At 57.2% G+C, this 20176-nt stretch carries 18 protein-coding genes and 1 pseudogene; 7 read left to right on the forward strand and 12 right to left on the reverse strand.

Features of this window, described 5'->3' with window-relative positions:
* Positions 1–87: 87 nt before the first annotated feature.
* The 3 genes from ACT4MF_RS13165 to tnpA form a co-directional block, all read right to left on the reverse strand.
* Entirely contained in the window at positions 88–1143 is a 1056-nt protein-coding gene (locus tag ACT4MF_RS13165) for a PLP-dependent cysteine synthase family protein (RefSeq protein ID WP_444682947.1), read from the reverse strand.
* Positions 1144–1388: 245 nt separating this feature from the next.
* Positions 1389–2627 carry an RNA-guided endonuclease InsQ/TnpB family protein gene (locus tag ACT4MF_RS13170; protein WP_444682948.1) on the reverse strand — a complete coding sequence of 413 codons (1239 nt, stop codon included), beginning with the start codon at positions 2625–2627 and terminating at the stop codon, positions 1389–1391.
* Positions 2624–3013: an IS200/IS605 family transposase gene (gene tnpA / locus ACT4MF_RS13175; RefSeq protein ID WP_444682949.1), complete on the reverse strand. Its 390-nt coding sequence runs from the start codon at positions 3011–3013 to the stop codon at positions 2624–2626. Before tnpA ends, ACT4MF_RS13170 begins: the two co-directional genes overlap by 4 nt.
* A gap of 931 nt (positions 3014–3944) precedes the next feature.
* On the opposite strand from tnpA, the gene ACT4MF_RS13180 reads away from it, so the two are divergent.
* Entirely contained in the window at positions 3945–5399 is a 1455-nt protein-coding gene (locus ACT4MF_RS13180; protein WP_444682950.1) for an orc1/cdc6 family replication initiation protein, read from the forward strand.
* A 378-nt stretch (positions 5400–5777) separates the two neighbouring features.
* Here the strand turns inward: ACT4MF_RS13180 and ACT4MF_RS13185 are convergent, their stop codons facing one another.
* The gene (locus ACT4MF_RS13185) at positions 5778–6101 is read right to left on the reverse strand and encodes a DUF6788 family protein (RefSeq protein WP_444682951.1); all 324 of its coding nucleotides are present in this window, start codon (positions 6099–6101) and stop codon (positions 5778–5780) included.
* Positions 6102–6415: 314 nt separating this feature from the next.
* On the opposite strand from ACT4MF_RS13185, the pseudogene ACT4MF_RS13190 reads away from it, so the two are divergent.
* A pseudogene (locus ACT4MF_RS13190) lies at positions 6416–6662 on the forward strand (hypothetical protein); the annotation flags it as partial.
* 58 nt (positions 6663–6720) lie between these two features.
* Here the strand turns inward: ACT4MF_RS13190 and ACT4MF_RS13195 are convergent.
* Genes ACT4MF_RS13195 through ACT4MF_RS13205 form a run of 3 tightly spaced genes read right to left on the reverse strand, consistent with a single transcriptional unit; the run spans position 6721 to position 8660 of the window.
* The gene (locus tag ACT4MF_RS13195; protein ID WP_444682952.1) at positions 6721–7116 is read right to left on the reverse strand and encodes a hypothetical protein; all 396 of its coding nucleotides are present in this window, start codon (positions 7114–7116) and stop codon (positions 6721–6723) included.
* 45 nt (positions 7117–7161) lie between these two features.
* Positions 7162–7545: a Rieske (2Fe-2S) protein gene (locus ACT4MF_RS13200; protein WP_444682953.1), complete on the reverse strand. Its 384-nt coding sequence runs from the start codon at positions 7543–7545 to the stop codon at positions 7162–7164.
* 2 nt (positions 7546–7547) lie between these two features.
* Positions 7548–8660: an amidohydrolase family protein gene (locus ACT4MF_RS13205; RefSeq protein WP_444682954.1), complete on the reverse strand. Its 1113-nt coding sequence runs from the start codon at positions 8658–8660 to the stop codon at positions 7548–7550.
* A 271-nt stretch (positions 8661–8931) separates the two neighbouring features.
* Between ACT4MF_RS13205 and ACT4MF_RS13210 the strand changes: the two genes are divergently transcribed.
* Positions 8932–9723, forward strand: a complete 792-nt coding sequence (locus ACT4MF_RS13210; protein WP_444682955.1) for an IclR family transcriptional regulator — start codon at positions 8932–8934, stop codon at positions 9721–9723.
* A gap of 223 nt (positions 9724–9946) precedes the next feature.
* Here the strand turns inward: ACT4MF_RS13210 and ACT4MF_RS13215 are convergent, their stop codons facing one another.
* Complete coding sequence (locus ACT4MF_RS13215; protein ID WP_444682956.1) at positions 9947–10612, reverse strand: hypothetical protein; 666 nt, start codon at positions 10610–10612, stop codon at positions 9947–9949.
* Between the two features lie 149 nt (positions 10613–10761).
* On the opposite strand from ACT4MF_RS13215, the gene ACT4MF_RS13220 reads away from it, so the two are divergent.
* The 4 genes from ACT4MF_RS13220 to ACT4MF_RS13235 all read left to right on the forward strand — a co-directional run bounded on the left by ACT4MF_RS13220 (position 10762) and on the right by ACT4MF_RS13235 (position 13163).
* Positions 10762–11349, forward strand: a complete 588-nt coding sequence (locus tag ACT4MF_RS13220; RefSeq protein WP_444682957.1) for a helix-turn-helix transcriptional regulator — start codon at positions 10762–10764, stop codon at positions 11347–11349.
* Between the two features lie 166 nt (positions 11350–11515).
* Positions 11516–12175, forward strand: a complete 660-nt coding sequence (locus ACT4MF_RS13225; RefSeq protein ID WP_444682958.1) for a hypothetical protein — start codon at positions 11516–11518, stop codon at positions 12173–12175.
* A gap of 269 nt (positions 12176–12444) precedes the next feature.
* On the forward strand, positions 12445–12816 hold the full coding sequence (locus ACT4MF_RS13230) for a MarR family transcriptional regulator (RefSeq protein WP_444682979.1): 372 nt from the start codon (positions 12445–12447) through the stop codon (positions 12814–12816).
* Positions 12813–13163, forward strand: a complete 351-nt coding sequence (locus ACT4MF_RS13235; protein ID WP_444682959.1) for a type II toxin-antitoxin system PemK/MazF family toxin — start codon at positions 12813–12815, stop codon at positions 13161–13163. The genes ACT4MF_RS13230 and ACT4MF_RS13235 overlap by 4 nt, the downstream gene beginning before the upstream one ends.
* A 450-nt stretch (positions 13164–13613) precedes the next feature.
* On the opposite strand, the gene ACT4MF_RS13240 is transcribed toward ACT4MF_RS13235, so the two are convergent.
* From ACT4MF_RS13240 to ACT4MF_RS13255, 4 genes are all read right to left on the reverse strand, one after another.
* Complete coding sequence (locus tag ACT4MF_RS13240) at positions 13614–15080, reverse strand: amidohydrolase family protein (protein WP_444682960.1); 1467 nt, start codon at positions 15078–15080, stop codon at positions 13614–13616.
* Between the two features lie 400 nt (positions 15081–15480).
* Positions 15481–16773, reverse strand: coding sequence for a glutamate dehydrogenase GdhB (gdhB, locus tag ACT4MF_RS13245; protein ID WP_444682961.1), 1293 nt, complete (start codon positions 16771–16773; stop codon positions 15481–15483).
* A 2-nt stretch (positions 16774–16775) separates the two neighbouring features.
* Complete coding sequence (locus ACT4MF_RS13250) at positions 16776–16919, reverse strand: rubrerythrin-like domain-containing protein (protein WP_144050469.1); 144 nt, start codon at positions 16917–16919, stop codon at positions 16776–16778.
* Positions 16920–17115: 196 nt separating this feature from the next.
* Positions 17116–19989: a bacterio-opsin activator domain-containing protein gene (locus ACT4MF_RS13255; RefSeq protein WP_444682962.1), complete on the reverse strand. Its 2874-nt coding sequence runs from the start codon at positions 19987–19989 to the stop codon at positions 17116–17118.
* Positions 19990–20176 lie beyond the last annotated feature (187 nt).

Here is a 20176-nt window from a genome sequence, read left to right on the forward strand (position 1 = left end):
CTCATTCGTCCTGAGCGTGATGGCAACGCTGGAACCGACCGCGCCGTCCCACGAGTACCAGCCAGTTCGCCGCCCGCTCGGGACCATTCACCCGCTGTTGGGCCGTGCCGACGAAGCCGCTGGTGTCGACTTCGTCGCCGAATGGGTCTCGCTGGACGCCCCGCGCAGATTCCGTTCGGGATACCGGTCACCCCTGTCCGGGAACGGGATGACGACCACGTCCTCGCTGTCGAGGACGCCCATCGACGCCAGCCGGTCGACCATCGCCACACAGGCCCCGCTCGACGGACCGACGAGGAGCTCACCGTCGACTCGGAGATGCTCGCGGACGAACTGTCGATCCCATTGTCCGGGATCGGCGATGATGGGGGATCGGTCGGCGTAGCGAGCGTGTAACCAGCGGGCGTACTCGTACGCACGGTCAGTGGGAAGAAAGGACAACGTCTCGACGGCCGCCGGCTCGTAGGTTCCCGGCACGTAGTGGTCGGTCGAGTGACTGTGTTTCAACCCCGCGATGTCGTGTTCGTCGGTCGCCGGCTCGAACCCGTAGACGTCGACGCCGCGGTCATCGAGTGCGTTGCTGACACCGACGAGCGTACCGCCGGTTCCGGCACCAGCCACGAAGTGTGTCACGGCGCCGTCTGTCTGGTCCCAGATCTCGACGCCGGTCGTTGCCGCGTGGACCGCCGGATTCGCAGCGTTCTCGTACTGGTTCAAGTAGCAATACGCGTCGGGTGCTTCGCGGACCAGATCTCGACAGTCCTCGACGTAGGCGTCATAGCCCCGATCGCTGTCGACGAACGTCGTCTCGGCACCGGCGGCCTCGATCGCCGCGATCTTCCCAGCGCCAGCATCGTCGGGAACGACGATCTCGACATCGAACCCCCGTTCCGCACCGAATCGAGCAACTGCGGTCCCGGTGTTGCCGCTCGATGCCTCAAGGAGCGTCCGGTCCGCGACCGGTTCGGGCGCCGCGACCGCCGCGTCGACCATGGCCTTCCCGATACGAGTCTTGATCGAGCCACCACCGTACCCGGCCCCAATCTGGTTGAACCACTCGACTTTTGCGTACACGGTTGGGGAGACATCGATATCGAGTTCTAGCAGTGGCGTCTCCCCGACAGCCGCTGGATCAGCGGTCATATCGTGTGCTTTCCCTTTCGCCCATCAAAAGACCCGACCCAAATCGGGTCGCGTTGAGTTAGGGAATGAGGCGTTCGACTTCAGAGTGCTTATAACCGAGATCGAACGCCGCGCTGGGCCAGTGAAACGGGAACGATGGACAGGGTGCGTAAGAGCGGATGTAGCTATTGACCTCCTCCCGCGCCTGAAGACGCGGGAATCCCACCACGGGATTTCAGGCTGAGCGTTCGCCCAACCCTACGGTTTCAAGACGCATACGTTCCAAGCGTCGCCTGCTGGGTCTCAGCATCGGCTTGGCTGTCTTGTGGCGCGGTCAAACGCGCCCCATCCTCAGCCGAGTCATCGTCGGTCTCGTATTCTCTGGACCGACTCTCTCCGCTGAGGTAGCGGTCTGCGATGTTTATCGCGCCGTTCACGTCCGCTTGGTACTCGCCCATCCAGCAAGCGTCGTTCGTACAGGTGAAAGTTGCCTGCTTCGGACGATACCCCACCTCACCGCACGCATGGCACTCCTTCGACGTGTTGCGCGGATTCACCGTCTCGACAGGAATCCCTTTTTCGACGGCCTTGTAGCGTATCTGCGCGTGGAGTTTGGCGAACCCCCAGCCGTGGAGACGGCGGTTCATATACACGCCGTAGTCCATCGACTCCCGGATGTACGTCAGGTCTTCTAGAACGAGAACGGGATTCTCGACGGACTCAGCATACTCCACGACTTCGCGGGTGACGCGATGGAATACATCGTCTATCTGGTTCCACAGGTCGTTCCCGAAGGACTCCGCGATACGTTCGCTTCCGCGCGTCTGGAGCCGTTTCGTGGCGGTAAAGTAGGTCTTCCGGAGCTGACGAACCGACTTCCCTTCGTCGGCCCATAGTTCAGGAGCGGTCGGAGAACCGTGGTCGTCGCGGTGACACACCGTGACGAGTGACGCTTCCCCAATATCGACACCGATGGGTGTCCGTTCTTCGCCGGACACCTCGGAACCTCCCTCCACGTCGCGGGTGGCGGTGACGTGGAGATACCACGTTCCGCCCCGCTCGAACAGCCGACTCTCGCCCATTTCCGCATCTCCCGCGTTCAACGCTTCCAACCAGTCTCGCTGTTCGGGGTTCGGTTGTGCTGGCATCCAGAGGTGGTAGTCCTCGTGGTGCGGGATTTTGACGTACCACTCGATCGCGTTCTCGGACTTGTGGTCAAGCCGTAGTCCTTCGTTGGTGAACCGAACAGGGTGGTCGTCGTGAAGCTCTCCCGCGTTGTACGTCGTTGTGAGTTGCGGGACGTACTTCTTGAGCGCGTTCTTCGCGTATCCGGTCAGGTCGTAACTGACCACCACGTCGTTCGCTTCGGTTTGCGTGGTACAGCCAGCGTCAAAGGCGTCGTGAAGCGCCCGCTGGTACGCCTCGCGCGTCTCACGGAGTTTCCGCCGCTTGTGTGCGTTCGGCTGAACCAGTTTCAGTTCCAGCGTCTTCGTGAGTTCAGTCACGACCCGTCTTCCTCGTGACGCTGGATGTAGTTCTTGACCGTCTCGCTCGATACCTGCCCTGCTGTCCCTGCGTAGTAGCCTCTCGCCCATCCGATTTTCTCGCCGTCGTGGTCGGCGTAGCGGTGGTTGTACTTCCGAGAGCTGATACCTTTGAACCAGTTAGCGAGAAGGGATGGTGCGTGTTTGGGTGGGCTACTGACGAATAGGTGGACGTGATCGGGTTGAACGGTGAGGTCGAGTATTTTGAGGCCCTTGTCGTCAGCTATTTCGTGGAGGATGGTTCGCACACGGTCTGCGACCTCGCCTTTGAGTACCGAGTTGCGGTACTTCGGCACCCACACTATGTGGTAGTTGAGGTTGTAGGTCGCGTGCCGTGTGGTCTTCATCCGTGATACACACTATGTGGTCGCGGAGGTTAATACTGGCGGTGAATTGGTGAGAGATCCAGCCGTGGCGTCGTCAGCGGAAATGTACGCTATTGTCCGCTTGACCCCCGCCTAAAGACGGGGGTATGCGCTTATAACCCTATCACCTGACGCGTCACATCCTCGGGCCGTTGTCGACGAGCGAAGTCAGATAATACAGCTGAAGTAGAGAACAAAGTAGAACGAGTTCCAAGGATTGTAAATCGGACACCCCTCTATCGATGTGTTCTTAATGTATTGCATCTAACGTGATGCTGCAGACGAAACCTGCTTCTGAGCAAGTGGTGGAACTCATTCGTCTCTTACTCGAGGGTCGAAGACATACACCCCTCTATCGATGTGTTCCAGACAGGTGTAGCCGGTTCTGCCATCGGTTCGAATACGATCGGATTTCGGATATTGAGTAAATACCGGCGTAGAGGCCTGATACGGCGACAATAGAGCAGATACGCCAATTAGATATTTGTCAGGATGAAGGCGACAAAATGCGTCTTGTCTGAACACATCGAACACATCGATAGAGGGGTGTGTGTGTTGTGTTAATAAGAAAGAAGAAATAAGAAAGAAGAAGAGATGGAAATGGCCACAAAACGACTGGCTTAGAAGTTTGGAGAAGTCAAATCGTGCGTTGCTAGCGTCTTACTACCGAGTCTTTGTGGACGCTCGCTCAGACATTCGTGTAGATCACTCCCCGCTCGAGGACGCCGAACACATCGATAGAGGGGTGTGTCTGTCGGTGCCCGTGGGAGAACACATCGTTACACGCCGCAGGACGTGCTTTGGCTGTGAGAGCAGACATGGACCTAATCAAACGGTAGAAGCGCCTAAAACGGTTAATCACACTTCGATAGAGGTGCCAACCTTTTTGTTACTAGCCAATATCGTCTGGGGCATGGGTACAGACGACTCCGACGATCCCGATCCGGGATTGCTGGAGGATGAGACGGCGGGCCAAACCAACCTCTCAGACGCCACAGCGGAAACGCCAGCATCTTCATCACCGTCCCAAGAAGCGAGCGAGGATCGATCAGCCGGTGATTCTTCTGAACATTCGTCGCAATCGATTGAGGATATGCTGTTAGAGTTCGACGAGCAGCAGGGACTTATCCGTGATCGGTCACTGCTCGACCCGAACTATGTGGTTGAAGAAGACCGTATTGTGGGCCGTGACGCACAGCTCCAAGAAGTAACGAAGATGCTTCGCGTCGCGCTCGGTGACAACCGACCACCGAATCTGTTTCTGTACGGTCCGTCTGGAACGGGAAAATCGCTCATCACGAAAGCCGTCTGTAACAACATCAGCCGGATCTGTGTGTCTCGAGATATACGGTTCGGCACGATCGAAGTCAACTGCCAAGATCTCGACACACTCGGTGTTGCCGTGTATGAACTCGCACAACAGGCTGCTGATGAAGCCGGTATCGAGGTCCAAGTGCCGAAACACGGAGTTGCAACGAAAGAAAAGTGGGATGAGCTCTTCCGCATCGTCAACACGCATTTCGATTCGGTCGTGTTCGTCCTTGATGAGCTCGACATGCTTGTCGGACGGCGCGATAAACAAGAACCCGCATTTTCACGACTGCTGTATCAGCTTTCTCGAGCGGGGGCGAACGACGAACTTGACGCGTACATCTCTGTCGTTGCTATCTCAAACGACACGAAGATGATGGAGGCTGTGGGGAGCCGCGCAGTGAGCTCATTCACACCGGAAGACGTCCACTTTGACGACTACGATGCGGATCAGCTCAAGTCTATTCTTCGTCGACGCCACGACGCATTTCACGACGATGTCCTCGATGATGACGTGATCCCACTTGCAGCAGCGTTCGCAGCGCAAACACACGGTGATGCGCGGAAAGCGATCGATCTCATGCGAGTCGCTGGCGAACTCGCTGAACGAGAAGGGGATGCTCGCGTGCGCGAAGAACACGTCCGGGCCGCCCAGGCAAAGGTCGAAAAGAATCGTGTGTTGGAGGTTGTTCGCGGTATCAGTACACAGAAGAAACTGTGTCTCTATGCCACGGCGGCGGTCGCATCCCAAACGATAGATGGGACAGCGCGGAGTACAACGGGGTATCGGGTGTATCAGTATCTCACCGACGCAATCGGTGCTGATCAGTATCATCAAGAAACCTACGTCAACAAGATGAAAGAGCTCACAACGTACTCGCTTGTTGACTTTGAACGGCGGAGCCATGGCCCCAGCTCTGGGATGTTTCTCGAATTCCGGTTTGGTGAACGTCCAGAAACAATTCTCGAGACGCTTCGAGAGGATTCCCGTATTGAAGCTGTATCCGAAGGCGAGGTTAATTCTGTCGTCAAAGCACAAATCAGAAACCAGACGTAACTCCAGTTGACAATGGAATAGTAAACTCTGGGTTTACGAGACACCCCTCTATCGATGTGTACAACCCGTCTGGTAGCAAATCACAATTACTGAAAATTCACATTTTCCACCAAATGCATTTATTGACCATTCCTCGTCCACACCCCTTTATCGATGTGTGATGTGCGTTTAGAAGGCTTGAACAGTCGAATTATAGGTGTCTAATGTTAACACGACTGAGTAGGATTAGCTATCCTTCCAATGACCTGCAGCCAGTTCGATGCCTAGCCGACACCCCTCTATCGATGTGTACGAGTGTCTGTTGACTGGATACACACCTCTATCGATGTGTACGTGCTAGATTGTACATGCCACCGCTAAACAACCCCTCTGAGTCTGCTATTCGTCTGAGCTGACGGGCCCTTTATATTGAGAACGGATTTTTTCGCCATCTCTCCACTGCCAGTAGTAGTAGCGATTGTCGTTGATCTCCTTGATCGTGATCGCTGCTTTAGCAGGAACGTCGGCCGGGAGGTCGTCTGGTCGCTTGTCTTTCTCGTTGTCACCTGATTCCTCCTCGAGGCGCGCCTCACGAGCCTTGTGCTCCGCCAGTTCCTCGGCGTAGCGCGCGACGTGTTGGAGCTGGTCTGGGGAGTAGTCGTTGAGCGTATCGACGGTATCTGTCGAGAGATCCGCCGGCGGCGTCGGTGGCTCGTAGGACATAAGCGACCGTGTTAACCAACAAAGCGTGTAGCGCCATACATTTGTTGGTTAATCAGATACGCTCTTGTGTAGAGTTGCGGAAAACGGTCGATCGCCGATGAGAGGTATGTAGTTGAAGAACTGTTTGACGGCTAGCCTCGGCAGAATTCACTCCAGCGAGAAAACACACTAACAGCCACTCTACTGCGGCTCTCCGCGTTTCTACATCAGAGCGGACTCAATTAACCAACGTGGCGATGGATTTCTTCTACTCTGTTGGTTAAGTTTTCAGCGCCTAAGAGAGGCGGAGGCGCGTTCTGGCCTCTGTTGAATAAATGACTGAACCCGATCTCAGACGGCTCCCAAGGAAGCCGAGCACGTTGCCAAGCAGGACAATCAGATCGCTCGTACGACAGACAACCGAACTCACGAGCACCTCCGATACACCGTTCTTCGGGTGCTCGAAGGCGAGGTGGACCACCTCCCAGCAGACGGACACCGATCGATGGCGTGACCGTCGGCTACGGGAGCGACGAGGCGATGTTCGATAGCTGGGGCACTAACGGAGACGGGTGGAAGACCGATCGGTGGTATCATACGGAGTAAGTGAGCTTCTCGAAGAATACGGGGCCGATCGCAGTCACAGCTGTGTCTGCACGATGTCCAAGAACTTCTCACTCGTCATCTTGTACAGTGTGTATCCGTCCGACAGCCGCTCCCGCTTGACAGTGGATGCAACTTCACCGTCAACACAAATTTCCCATGTATCTCCATGATCTACGTTGACTCCCACCAATTTGATTTCGATATCGTACGCTGTCTCTATCTGGAAGATTAACGGCGGCACGAGCACGTCGTCTGTAAACCGCGGTGGTCGATACGGAGAGAGATTGTGTTCCCTGAACTCTACGATAGCGTCGTGCCACCAGTCAGGGAGCTGCTCGATATCGATGTCTGCATATGGGTCATCGCCGTCGAGCCAGTCCGGTGGTTTGGCATCTTCCAGTACTGAGCGTACCCGATCGCTGTGTACCATGTGGGGAAATTGAATTTCTGCTCGAAGCGGATACCCGATTTCAGGCTACAACTCGACGTACAGCTCTCCGTCTAGGATGTGGACGTCGTACGTCGGCAACCGGTAATCGTCGCTTGCCGTGTGAGTGCCGTCAGTGATATCGAACTCCCACCCGTGCCAGGGACACGCGACAATTTCGTCATCACACGCCCACACGAGTTCATCGTCCTTATCGACGTCGAGGGTTCCACTCAACAACCCTTCGCAGGCTGGACCGCCCTGATGCGTACAGTAGTTCGACAGTGCATAAAACTCTCCGTTCGAGTGGAAGACAGCAATCTCCCGGCCCGTAATATCTACGATGATGCGCTCACCGTCAGATATGTCGTCTGCTGCGATGACGTGATGTATGTTACTCTGGTCCGGATCTGGTTGTGTGGACTCACTCATGGTTAGTCGAAGGCGTACACTCGCTCTGCGGTCTTTCCGTAGATGTTCTGGATCTCTTCGCTGGTGAACTCCGAGCGAAGTATCTTCAGTAGCTCACCGGTATTATCGAAGTCGAAGTGCGGGTAATCGGAGGAGAACATCAGGCTGTTCTCTCCCTCGAAGTGACGAATCGTCTCAGTGAGATACTGCGGATCATCTAACCCCTCGACCGGTTGACTCGTTACGTAGAATTGATCTTTGAGATATTCGCTCGGTCGCTTATCGAGCATCGGTGCGTCCCATTTTGCCCCCATATAATCGTGATCGAACCGCCGCATGAAGTACGGATACCAGCCGAGACCGGATTCTTGGATGACGAAGTTGAGATCGGGGAACCGTTCGGGGACGCCCCGAGTCAGCATGTCCGCCAGATTCGTCTGGTGCATCATGTTATGTGATGTCGCATGAACTGGAAGTGCTCGATTCATCGCCTGCCACGTGGACGGGAACCGCGTCATCATCGTTCCGGCGGCGTTGTGCATCTTAATTGGCAGCCCTGCCCGTTCGCACGCGTCATAAAGCGGGTAGTAGGACTCGTGACCGAGGAGTGGGTCGACGGACCCGCTCGGGATCATCACCGCCGCAATTCCGTCTTCGTTGGCTCGGCGCTCGACTTCTTCAGCCGCCTTCTGCGGCTTTTGTGGGGCCACGATTGCCGCCCCGTATAGGCCGTTTTCAGGATCGACAATCTCATCGAGAAGCCAGTTGTTGTACGCCGTCGCGAGTGCGGCTGCGAGGTCGTCATGGTGAACGGCCCCGAGATACAGGTTCTGAGTCGGCGTGATGATCGCTTTATCCCACTCGACTAGGTCTCTTCCCTTCTGGATGTCCTCCTTGGTACGAACGGTTTCCGAGTCAGCTTTCCCGATCGTCACTGAGTACACCATCCCGTGTGCGGGATAGACACGACCGAGATAGCCGTAGTCGTCACCTTGTTGGCTATTTAGTAACTCGTCGAACGGACTCTCGAGGTACGGAAAAATGTCTTCCTGACGCTCCGTCAGGTGAAAGTCTGTGTCGACAATAACTTCCAGATCGTCGATCGACCGTATCTGCTGGTCCGTTATCGAACTCATACTTCTCCCATGGTCGAATACACATATATACACCAAGTAGATTCACGAGAAGAAAACATAGTTTAGCAGTCTTACTAACTTTTCCTCTCTATTTTCTGCTATTGAATATTGTAAAAAGTAGTGCGGTGGTGATACGCTCTGGTTCGGATGATTCGACCTCAAAACGAGATCCCGAGAGTATATCGGACGTGGCTGTAACGATAAGAAACAATATTCTTATCTATTTCTTATTGGGGAAATTACTTTGTACTTCCCGGATTCCTTCTATTCAATGGAAGACTGGAAACCGGGTGGTAGTAGTCCTGAAGCAGATGGATCGACGATACAGAGTATCGACACATCGTTCGCTATCGTTACTGCCCTTCGGAAGACGAACGGCGCCGGCGTGACCGAACTGGCTGAGAGGGCCGACCTCTCAAAAAGTTCAGCTCACAAGCATCTCCGGTCATTGATGAAACACGGCTGTGTCGTAAAAGAAGACGAGGAATACCGACTTGGCCTCCGGTATCTCGACTTGGGGGCGCACGTACGCTCGGAGTATCCGGGATCGGCAGAGATCAAACACAAACTCCGTGACCTCGCGGCCGAGACGGGAGAAAGCGCTCAGTTTGCCGTCGAAGAGCGCGGTCATGCGGTCGTTCTTCACCGCGATGTTAGCCATAGTGGTGTCTATTCACGTGGCCGTGAAGGTCGACGCTTCCCGATACATCAGACTGCTGCGGGGAAAGCGATCCTCTCACAACACTCCGACCAGTGGGTTCGCGAAATCGTTGACCGCTACGGACTTCTAGCGGCGACACCACAGACTATCACTGAAAAAACGGTATTGTTCGACGAGCTCGCAGAGATCAGGGATCGTGGCGTCGCTTTCAACAGCGAAGAGAGCACCGAAGGACTTCGATCGGTGGCAGCCCCTGTAACAGGGCCCGATGGTGACGTACTTGGTGCATTAGCCGTCGCGGGACCGACACACCGCCTTACTGGTGACCGATTTGATCGGGAACTCCCAAATCTCGTCCGTAGCATCGTGAATGAAATTGAATTGAATCTTGCTCACTCCTAAGACCGTTCTCCTCTATTCGCTTTCATTTCGGGGTTGTGTTGAATCGCCATACTACAGCGAGGTAGGCCGCTAAATCAAGAGAGTCGAAGCGAGCGACTGCGGTTAGCAAGCAGGGCTCTACACGAAGAAAAGTCGCAACTGACTTTCTCAATGCATGCGAACAGCTTCGACGATCGAATGCCACTCAGTTTCCCGACTACCTTCCTCAGCAGAGGTGAGACGACTAGGGGTAATCCGAGTGCCAGTCAGAGATGTCGGTGACAGTCTCGTTTTCGAGGTTGACTGTGGCGGAGTAGCAGATCTCGTCAGTGGCGGAATCGCGAATCCTGACGACAGCCTCGTTTTCGACGTATTCGGATTCACGGTCGATGGTGACTGTGCCCGTCTCGTTACTGTCTTCGACTGTGAGGGTGAACGTCTCCTCTTCCGCAACTTTCTCGCCGTCCCTCGAGGTGTTGGTGAGGCCGGTGAAGGAGGTGGTCTGAGCAGAGTCAACGGTCAGTTTGCGGATCGGTTCAACGGTTAGTTCGTACTGATCCAGGTCCTGAACTGTCTGCTGTACGGTGGCGTTGCCTCGGGCGATTGCTTTGGCCTGGTTGCGTTCGCTGTCCGTCAGTGGGTTCTTGGCTTCCGTGTTCACGTGGTAGGTACCACTGCCTTGTTGTTCGATCTCGATACTGTCGACCCCGGTCGTATTGTTGAGGAGGGTAGCCCGCTGATTGCCCCGTTCGAAGGTGACGTTGTCCTCAGACACGACAAACGCTGCACTCGGTTCGGAGGCAGCGAGGGGAGTCGTCGCACCGACCGCGCTCCCGATGACAGCCAGCGAGACACCGAGGGCGGCGAGGACCACCAACAGGGTGAGGCGGGACCACAGATCGGATGTCATTCGTGACCAGAAGTTGGGTGAAAGACCATATCAGTGCTTCGCGAAACTGGTTGGGAAATGGTTAGAAATGCGTTTCACAGGCGTTTCACCCCGGTTTCACAGCAAAAGAACGATACGCATTAGACGGAGTCCTCACTAACCCTGATCATATGGACCTGTCAGCCCTCCACGGTAAGCGCCTGATCGCGGCGGCCGTGTTCGTTGCCGCGGTCCTCGTGCTTGCCGTCCAACTGATCACTCCCTCACCGGTTATGGTCTCTATCGGCGACAGCAGCACACAAACCACCCAGCTCGGCCAGTACTTCACCTACACCGATGTCGCCCTCATCACAGTCGCGGCCTCCCTCCTCGGTGCCAGCGGCACCTACCTCTTACTCCACGACTATCCCACCCCAGTCCCGACGACCGAGACAGCGACACCGAACACCATCGCAAACGGCGGAGAACGCCCACCGACACGGCAAGCAATCAGTGACGGACACGGTAGCGGCACTGTCCAGCACGACACCCCGGACCCTGAGGAGCGGTGGGAGGAGACGGCTGACCGGTTACGTAACAACGAGGAAACAGTTTATACCGTCGTGCTCGACGCCGACGGTAAACTTCCACAACGAGATATCGTCGAGGGGACCGAGTTGTCCAAGGCCACGGTCAGCCGAACCTTGGATACCCTCGAAAGCAAGGACTTGGTCGAACGGAAGCGTAACGGGATGGGCAACGTCGTCGTCCTTACGTAGTTCTCGGTTGACTACTGGGTGAAACGGGTTGTGAACCGGTTCCGTAACACATTTCCAATCAATCACTTTCAGGTCTTTCATCTAACGGTCTACGTGGAGAGCACCACTCCTTCAGGGTCTGGAGGCTTCGGTGGTGTCTCCACACTACAAGGTGAATTGACGCACTATGCGCACGAAACTTGCCGTCCTCGCGGTCGCCGCACTACTCGCTCTTGGGACTGGTAGTGCCGTCGCCGCTATGGATGGACCGACGACCGACGCAGCATCGGATGATGCATTGCCAGCCAACTACACCGTCGACGTCATCACCCCCGGAGAAGTGAGCGATGAAGAGGTTGACCGGGCTATTGAGACGGCTTGGATGAACCATACGGTCCGGAGTTACTTCGACGAGGGTGCCGCCGTCCATTTCGAAGCCTCGGCCTCCGGGTTGGACGAAGACACGATCCGCGTCAAGATTGCTCCACTCAAGGAGCCAGACGAGACAAGGGTCATCGCAGATGTCGATCTTCCCGGGAAACAGGTCACCTCCACCGATGAACCGGTGAAACTCAACGCGTCCAACGCTATCACGATCAACACGAGCGACTACGACCTCAACGATACGGAGCAGAGTCAGGACACGAACGGTGAAGAGAACGCCACGCGTCTCACCGATGCCCAAGCCACCCAGATAGAGATCAACGAGACCTCGATCGAACGCGGCGAGAACGGCTCCTTCACCGTTGAAGTCGAAGACGATGACGGAACCAGCGCGACAGTCTCATCGGACGAGATCATCAGGACCGACCTCTCACCAGCGAACCGGACGGTCAGGGGCGAATAAGACCGACCAACACTAAGATACGTTCTCTCACTTTCTTTCCCTGTGTCCTTATGACGGAGATTGTTCCGGAGTAGTTCTGAAGTGAATACTCACAACCCCGCCAACTTCCCTGTAGTCTCAACTTCTCCGCTCAGACAGTAGTTGAGATCGGTCGGCCCAATGGATACGATTCTTGAGCTACCTCGGGGTCAGCAATGATGTCTCTTCGCCATTTTCGGAGCTTTCACTCCTAACACTCTTTACAGCAGATGACGTATCCCTACGTAACGATGTCTATCGACCGAGAGACCTTCGAGAACACGAGTGAGGACGAGCTCGCGGACCTTTCCGTCCCGGATCAGGTCCTTGGGTTCCTCGCCGCTAACGATGATCGGGCGTTCAAGGCCCGTGAAATCGCCTCCCAGATTGGCGTCGACGAGGGTGCAGTCAGCACTGCACTCTCGCGGCTGAAGGATCGTGGTCTGGTCGAACACAAGGCGACGTACTGGGCGGTAACCAACGACGCCGGACGACTCGACGGATACTGCGGGTACGAACGAGCAACGGCGCTGTTCAACGATCAGCTGGGTGCGGAGGACAAGGATTCTTGGCGCGAGCATGCACCGCAGGAAACACACCCGAGCGTCAAGGACGAACAGTGACCGACGAAGAGACACCGATTTTCGAGCGGGGTGACGTCGTCTACGGGGATGATCCGTTCAAAGGCGAGGAAGACGCCCGGCCGTGGCTCATTCTCTCGAATCACAAGGGGCGGCCGTTTCACGGCGATCAGTATATCGTGCTGACGTTGACGTCGAAATCTTGGATGGACGATCTCATCGACATCCCGGGGGAGAGTTGGCTTCGTGGTGGGACGCCCGATGGGAGTCGGATCGTCCCATGGGGCGTCCAATCGATCGACCACGAAGATATCGACCTCTGGCAGGGTCGTCTTGACAGCGACCTCGTCGACGAGGCGGTCGCTGCCCTCGTCGAAGAGTTGCAGTAGCTGATCTATACGAGACTAACCAGAATCTACAGGCGGAGCAGACCAGGTGCCTCGCGGCTTGACCCCGGGGTGAACGCTTGCTAACGCTGTTGTCTGCTACCGTAGTATCTCGGGTTATGGTGGCTGAGTGAGGGCGTATAGAGTTCCGTTGGTTGTTTGTGCAAACACTTGCTCATCACCGGCGCCGAGAAGCGATGTCTCACTGGAAATTGTCGCCTGAGCTTGCTCACATGAAGGGAGTCTCTCAACTCACGTAACCTGTCTTACATTTGTTCCGACAATGAACCTGTCCAAGGCCGAAATTGTTTGTGCTACGGGCGTCGCAAAACTCCTCTCATACTGTACTCCGCCACTCCCTGTAGTCTCAATTTCTCCGAACTCCCTCTCGTTGCGAACGCCAGAACCTGTGCATAGGTTGTGGGCGTTTCCGGCAGACACCACCGACTTGTCTCAGAACGGGTATTTATCTTCGATCGACTGAAACGCGAGCCGCCCGAGCAACTGAGCAGGGCCGCGCTTCGGCAGATCGCGAGCGACATCCACTTTGCTCGGTGGCTCACTGCCACCGATCCCGAGTTCCCAGTCGGTCTCCGACGCGAAGCGGTCGACCGCGGATTCGACCTGCTCGCGCACCGCCTCGGCATCCATCGTCTCGATCTCGCCATTCTGCATCAGCACGTTGCCGTCGACGATGACCGTCTCCACGTCCGCCGGTGCCGCGTTGTTAGCGACCTGCGCCGGGATATTGGTCAGCGGCGTGAACTTCGGCTTCTCTACGTCGAGCACGATGACGTCGGCGCGCTTGCCGGACTCGATGCTGCCGATCTCGTCGCCCACGCCGAGGGCTTCTGCACCCTCGATAGTGAGCATCCGCACCAGCTCCATCGAGTGGTACTGGCCGGTCGACCGCTTGAGATTGGCCGCGAGCCGTGCCTGCCGCGCCTCGCCGAACAGGTTGTAGGAGTCGTGCCAGTAGTGGTCGTCGATACCGAGACCGACGTCGACGCCCGCGTCTCGAAGTTCCGGCACCGGCGTCCACTGCACGTCGCCGTCCGTGTTCCAGTAACAGAAGATGGACGGACAGTGTGCGACCGATGCGTCAGCCTCGGCAGTCCGTCGGATATCCTCGCCGTCGGCCAGCCGGAAGTGCGCGGCTACCAGTCGGTCGTCCAGCAGGCCGACGTCGTCGAGGAGGGCGAGCGAGTCGTCGGCGCCGTTCGACCGGGCCATCTTGTTGCTCGCCTCGAGTTCCAGCAGGTGGGTGTGAACGAGCAGGTCGGGGTACTCGGCGGCGAGACCAGCAGTGCGCTCCCACATCTCGTGAGTACACGACCAGTCGTCGTGGGGGTTGATCGTCGCTCGTATTCGTCCGTCGTAGGTGTCCTGGTACTCGTCGATGAACTCGCGGGCGCGGGCGAACTGGTCGTCGACAGGGATGTCCCAGAACAGATCGGAGAGCGCCACTCCGAAGAAGCCGCGGAGGCCCGCCTCGCCGAACGTCTCCGCGCCCGCGCTCGGCCGGACGTCCATGGAGTTGACGGTGGTGACGCCACCCGCGAGGAAGTTCAGTGCCGCGAGTTCGTACCCCGCCTCGGTGAGGTAGCCGTATTCGCCCTCGGCGATGTGGCCGAAGATGGCGGTCATCCCGCTCATCATCTCCGTCAGGTCGAGGTCGCTGAACGCGCCGATCAGCGGTGTCAGTTCGAGATGGGTATGAGCGTTGACGAGCCCCGGCATCACGAGCTTGCCCTCGCCGTCGATGACGCGAGTCGCATCGATGTCCGCATCGTCGTCACGGGACGCTCGCACATCGGTGATGTGACTATCCTCGATGAGTACCGTCCCCCGCTCGTAGAGCCGGTTTCGGTCATCGACCGTGAGGACATATGCGTCGTGAATCGCGATGTCAGCGTCCATTTTCGTTCAGCTATTAGCGGATTTCTTATTGAAATATCCTTCTTGGAACACTACACAAGATGAAACAGCCGGTCGCTGAAGAGTGCTACTGGAAACAGTTGAAACAACTCGACTTCCGTCATTTCCGTACAACAGTAGCGATCGGATCAAATCCTCTCAATAGACAGGTCGAGTGCGACAGCAAGCATCGTCGACAGGACGAAGACAGTCGTTCCGAGATTGACAATCGTGTCGACCGCGTCTACTACCATCTATTTGGCATCGATATGGGGGCAGTCATTTTCAATCGCTGAACGGAATATACACCGAGGACTCATTCGGACGGGTCGTCTTTGTCGCCGAAAAGCAGGGATGAGGAGAGAAGCCACCGATTTCTCCTCAATATCGGCCATCGTCGGGACTACGGCCAGAGCCCGCGTGTCTCGTGAGCTTCGGCAATTCGAGAGAGTGCGACGATGTACGCAGCGTCACGCCACGTCACGTCTCGTGTATCGAACTCCTCGCGCACGTCGCTCCAAGCCGCCAGCATCTCCGTCTCCAGTTCGTCATTGACGCGCTCCAGCGACCACGATCGCCGGTTGATATCCTGGAGCCACTCGAAGTAGCTGACGGTCACACCGCCGGCGTTCGCGAGGATGTCCGGAATCACCGGAATGTCGAGCTCGGCGAAGATTTCGCTCGCCGCAGTCGTCGTCGGACCGTTCGCGCCCTCGATGATGATGTCCGCGGCGACGTCGTTGGCGTTGTCCGCCGTCAGTACGTTTCCGATTGCCGCTGGAATCACCACGTCGACGTCAAGTTCCAGCAACTCCTCGTTACTCACGGTCTCGGGCGCCTCGTGGCCCATCACCGCTTCGGGCTCCTCGTGGTGAGAGGGGATGGCGTGTGTGTCCAAGCCGTTGGTGTCGTAGACGCCACCGTTGACGTCGCTGACGGCAACCACGTTCGCACCCCAGTCGTCAAGGAGGTGGGCGGCGTTCGACCCGACGCTGCCGTACCCCTGGATGGCGACATCAGTCTCCTTGATATCCTTGTCGTAGTAGTCGATCACCTCGCGCGTGATGATGGCGACGCTCCGCCCGGGCGCCCCATCACGTCCCTTGCTGCCGCCGACGATCGGAGGTTTCCCCGTGACAACGCCGGGGATGGTTTCGCCCTCCTGCATCGAGTAGGCGTCCATCAGCCACGCCATCGTCTGCGGGTCCGTCCCCATGTCAGGGGCAGGAATGTCTTTCGTTGGCCCGATTACGGACCGAATCTCGTCGGTGAACCGGCGCGTCAACTGCTCTTTCTCGTCGGCGGTGAGGTCCTTAGGATTGACGGCGATACCGCCTTTCGCGCCGCCGAACGGGATGTCCATCACCGCGCACTTCCAGGTCATCCACATCCCGAGTCCGACGCACTCCTCGCGCGTGACCTCGGGATGGTACCGGAGCCCGCCCTTGAACGGGCCGCGGACGCTATCGTGTTGGGCCCGGTATCCGGTGTAGACCTCGACATCACCGTTCTCGCGTTCGATCGGGACGGTGACTTCGTGGACCTTCTTCGGATGTTTGAGGCGCTCGACGATGTGCTGGTCGATGTCGAGGTGGCCGGCGGCGTGTTGGAGCTGGCGGCGAGCCGTCTCCAGAGCGGACTCTTCCTCGGTCGGTTCCTCCGGCGTCTCGTCGGGTGTCGTTGATATCGAAGCCATTTTTATTCGAACGGCGTCCGTCGATTCCGCATCTCACCTGCGCAGTCCGGGCACGTGCCAGGGTTCTCTTCTGCAACGACCACATTCCCGCATTCGAAACACTCGTATGGCGATTCCTCGGCCGAGTTTTGATCGACATCTCTCATGGCTAATCGCGAGTCCCAGCACCGTCGGGCGGGGTACTCTACTCGCCAATAATGAGGATAGAAGGGAATACTCGGTAGTTGAACACTGAACCGTAGTTCAGCGCAGGTGTTTACTATTCAAGCGGTAGTCGATATTGACGTGGATAGGCTGCAAGATGGGCTCGAAGACTAGAATCGGCCCAGAAACGCGGAGGAGTCATTCGGTGTGTCCTACAGCGACCGGTGTATGGTCGTCGACGAGCGCCGCGAACAATTTTCGCTGTGCGGATCTGATATGTTGATAGAACGCCTGTGGTGAGATACCTAACGAGTCCGCGACAGCCTCGCCGTCGGCCTTCCGTGGTGATTCGAAGAACCCACTGTAGTACGCCGTCTCGAGGACTTCGAGCTGTCTGTCCGTCAGGCGATTGAGGACGGACGCGTAGAACCCGTGTTCCGAGGCCTGTTTCCGGGTCTGCTTCGACACCAGAGCAGTATCACCAAACCGGTCAGTGAGCAACTGCGTTACGTGCCGAACGTCACCACTTGCTGGCAGATCGACGACTAGCGTCGTACCTGTGGCCGTAGCTGTCACACTCCGAAGGACAGCCCCGTGACCAGCGAGCTCCGTCGCGAGGAAGGGTTCAGTCAGCCGAAGTCGTAACACACCGCCAGCCTCGCCGCCGCGTATCTGCTGGACGTCTTTGACGACTGTGAGACCATCTGTTGCGTCGACGACTCTCTCAAGTGATGCGTCATCCACGGTGACAAACACGAAGTTCCCGGTAGCGGTCTGCTGGACACCACCTTCGTAAGTCAGCGTGCAGTCGGCCGCTGCTGCCAGTTGCGTGAGCACGAACGACGGGTCGCTCACCTCGTACTCGATCCGGGTCATTGACGTCGTGAGCAGCGCCTGCTTGCGCTCGGTCGCGCTGATCGCGGCAGCAATCGTTTCCCCGAGCTCCGAAACCACCGTCTGAATGGTTTCGTCGAACGCGTCAGGTGTCTCCGCGTACACAGTCAAGACCCCGTACGAGAGGTCGTTATACACCAACGGAACACTCAACACGGATAGGAAGTCACGGGAAATCGCGTCCTTGCGCCACGAGGCCGCATGAAGGTCAGTCGCGACGTTCGAGATGTGTGTCACCTCGCCTGTTGTCGCCGTTCGACCAGCCGGCTCGGCCGTCTCCTCGGAGACGTGGAACGATTGGGTATCGAGGTATCCCTGATCGGTCCCTGCCCATGCCTGTGGCGTCACCGTTTTCCCCGCGTCGTCGAGCGTACCAATCCACGCGAACTGGAAGCGGCCATCAGCAGTGAGCTGCTCGCAGACGGTGTGGTCAATCTGCTCGCGAGTTTCAGCTTCCACGAGTGCTTGGTCAATTTCGCGGATAGTCTCGTTGATCCGGTTTAACGTCGTGAGCTGGTCGTTCTGGCGTTGTAGTTCGCGATCCTGTTCGCGCAGCTGTGACTCGCGGCTGACACGGTCGAGGGCCGCTTCAGCGGTCGCCGCCAGCAGGTCGGCGAGTTCCCGCGTAACGTCGTCGAAGGCGCCGATTTCTGTCGACCCGGTTATAAACACGCCGTGGTTCCCGAGCGGAATATAGGCGGCACTTCGGATTTCGGTCGCGGGATTAGTGAGACGATCCGCCTCGTGGACGTCTTCGAAGAACAGGGCCTCGTTCTCGACGAAGCTGTGGCTCGTGAGGTCGTGGCCGTCCGCGTGAACCGCGGGAAGCGGACCGTGAGCGTCCCGCAGTGCCTGTGAGTGGGCAGCCGGCTGGAGGTGGTTGTCGTCGGCGTCGAAGAGGTAGACGGCGCTGGCGTCGAGCCCGAGGACGTCGGGCGTGTCGTCGACGACGTGCTGGGCGATCTCCTGGTGGGTCTCGGCGTACAGGAAGTCCCGAGCGGTCTCTTGGAGCGTCGCCAGTGCCTGTTCGCGCTGTTTGCGCTTCGTAATATCCCGACAGCTGTACAGCACCGTACCGTCTTGGATAGAGACTTCGCGGACGTTTACCAGTAAGGTGTGTTCGCGGCCGGCTTTGTCGATCGCCGTCGTCTCGATGTTCTTCAAAACCCCCGTCTCGGCCAGTTCGTGGCGGTCAAAGAGATCCTCGCCAAGGAGATCCTCGATCGTACCCAACTCTCGGATTTCGTCGGCAGTATACCCGAATATGAAGTGGACGTTCGGGCAGACGTACGTGTACTCGCCGTCCTCGTCGGTCATGAGGACGGTATCAGTCATGTTGTTGAGTGTGACGCGGTGCAGTTCCTCCGACCGCCGAAGTTCCCGTTCGAGGTCGACACGCTCGGTGATTTCGACGCTGTCAACGATGATGGAGTCGAGCTCGCCACGTTCGTCGGTGACCGGCTTGACGGAGAGATCCAACACCCGTTCACTAGTTACCGATGCTTGCGTGACGACGGCGTGCCCGAACTTGCCGCGTTGCGCTGCTTCGACAAGCCGGCGGATGTCGTCGCTGGTCTGTGTGTCACTCGACCACCATGGGAGCGTCCAGAATGGGTCACCGACCACGGCGTCAGCGTCGACATTAATAATGTCGCGAGCGGCCTGGTTGACGCGCGTGAGCGTTCCGTCCGTGTCGAGTACCCACGTTGCCGACCGAGTGTCGTGGAAGGTGGCATCGAACTGTCGTGCGCGCTCGCGCTGTGTCGCCGTTCGCTGGGCGTCCCGAAGGGCCCGTTCGGTACGTTGCAGCGCATCGGGAACGATTTCCTCGGGAGGCACACGAACGGCGATGTAATCGGAAACACCAGCTTCGATAGCCTCACTAGCGATGACTTCGCTTCCTTCAGCTGTCCCCAGTAGTACGGGAAGCGTCGTGGTTGTGTCGCGAATCCTACGGACGAGATCGATGCCAGTGGTCTCAGGGAGACAATAGTCGGTAACAATACAGTCTACGGTGGTTTCGTGAAGTCTCTCTTGGGCTGCCGTGGCTGTCGAGACTGACTGTACAGTTGCGTCAAACTGAGCCTCGAGCTGGTCAGTATACGCGGCTATCCACGCCGTGTCGCCGACGGTGACGATTGTTGACTGGTCAAGGACACTCTTGGAATTGGAACTCATATGTGGAGGGGGACACTCATCTCGAATCCAAATATAGCGCCACGCAACGTGTTGATATCAACGACTACCCTCTCCACAGTCAAAACCTTCGCTGTTTAATGTTAAACCCCAATTTAATACTAGGGTTTCTAGTTCAACTACCGAACTCCGGTGGCTCTATGTTCTCAATGTAGACCATCAACCATCG

This window comes from Halorubrum sp. FL23 (assembly GCF_052439115.2).
In the GTDB taxonomy this organism is placed as follows: Archaea; Halobacteriota; Halobacteria; order Halobacteriales; family Haloferacaceae; genus Halorubrum; species Halorubrum persicum.

Excerpts from the sequence above, each read along its gene's own strand:
- ACT4MF_RS13165 (WP_444682947.1), bottom strand. The coding sequence starts at position 1,143 with ATGACCGCTGATCCAGCGGCTGTCGGGGAGACGCCACTGCTAGAACTC.
- tnpA (WP_444682949.1), bottom strand. The coding sequence starts at position 3,013 with ATGAAGACCACACGGCACGCGACCTACAACCTCAACTACCACATAGTG.
- ACT4MF_RS13180 (WP_444682950.1), top strand. The coding sequence starts at position 3,945 with ATGGGTACAGACGACTCCGACGATCCCGATCCGGGATTGCTGGAGGAT.
- ACT4MF_RS13185 (WP_444682951.1), bottom strand. The coding sequence starts at position 6,101 with ATGTCCTACGAGCCACCGACGCCGCCGGCGGATCTCTCGACAGATACC.
- ACT4MF_RS13195 (WP_444682952.1), bottom strand. The coding sequence starts at position 7,116 with ATGGTACACAGCGATCGGGTACGCTCAGTACTGGAAGATGCCAAACCA.
- ACT4MF_RS13200 (WP_444682953.1), bottom strand. The coding sequence starts at position 7,545 with ATGAGTGAGTCCACACAACCAGATCCGGACCAGAGTAACATACATCAC.
- ACT4MF_RS13205 (WP_444682954.1), bottom strand. The coding sequence starts at position 8,660 with ATGAGTTCGATAACGGACCAGCAGATACGGTCGATCGACGATCTGGAA.
- ACT4MF_RS13210 (WP_444682955.1), top strand. The coding sequence starts at position 8,932 with ATGGAAGACTGGAAACCGGGTGGTAGTAGTCCTGAAGCAGATGGATCG.
- ACT4MF_RS13215 (WP_444682956.1), bottom strand. The coding sequence starts at position 10,612 with ATGACATCCGATCTGTGGTCCCGCCTCACCCTGTTGGTGGTCCTCGCC.
- ACT4MF_RS13220 (WP_444682957.1), top strand. The coding sequence starts at position 10,762 with ATGGACCTGTCAGCCCTCCACGGTAAGCGCCTGATCGCGGCGGCCGTG.
- ACT4MF_RS13225 (WP_444682958.1), top strand. The coding sequence starts at position 11,516 with ATGCGCACGAAACTTGCCGTCCTCGCGGTCGCCGCACTACTCGCTCTT.
- ACT4MF_RS13230 (WP_444682979.1), top strand. The coding sequence starts at position 12,445 with ATGTCTATCGACCGAGAGACCTTCGAGAACACGAGTGAGGACGAGCTC.
- ACT4MF_RS13240 (WP_444682960.1), bottom strand. The coding sequence starts at position 15,080 with ATGGACGCTGACATCGCGATTCACGACGCATATGTCCTCACGGTCGAT.
- gdhB (WP_444682961.1), bottom strand. The coding sequence starts at position 16,773 with ATGGCTTCGATATCAACGACACCCGACGAGACGCCGGAGGAACCGACC.
- ACT4MF_RS13250 (WP_144050469.1), bottom strand. The coding sequence starts at position 16,919 with ATGAGAGATGTCGATCAAAACTCGGCCGAGGAATCGCCATACGAGTGT.
- ACT4MF_RS13255 (WP_444682962.1), bottom strand. The coding sequence starts at position 19,989 with ATGAGTTCCAATTCCAAGAGTGTCCTTGACCAGTCAACAATCGTCACC.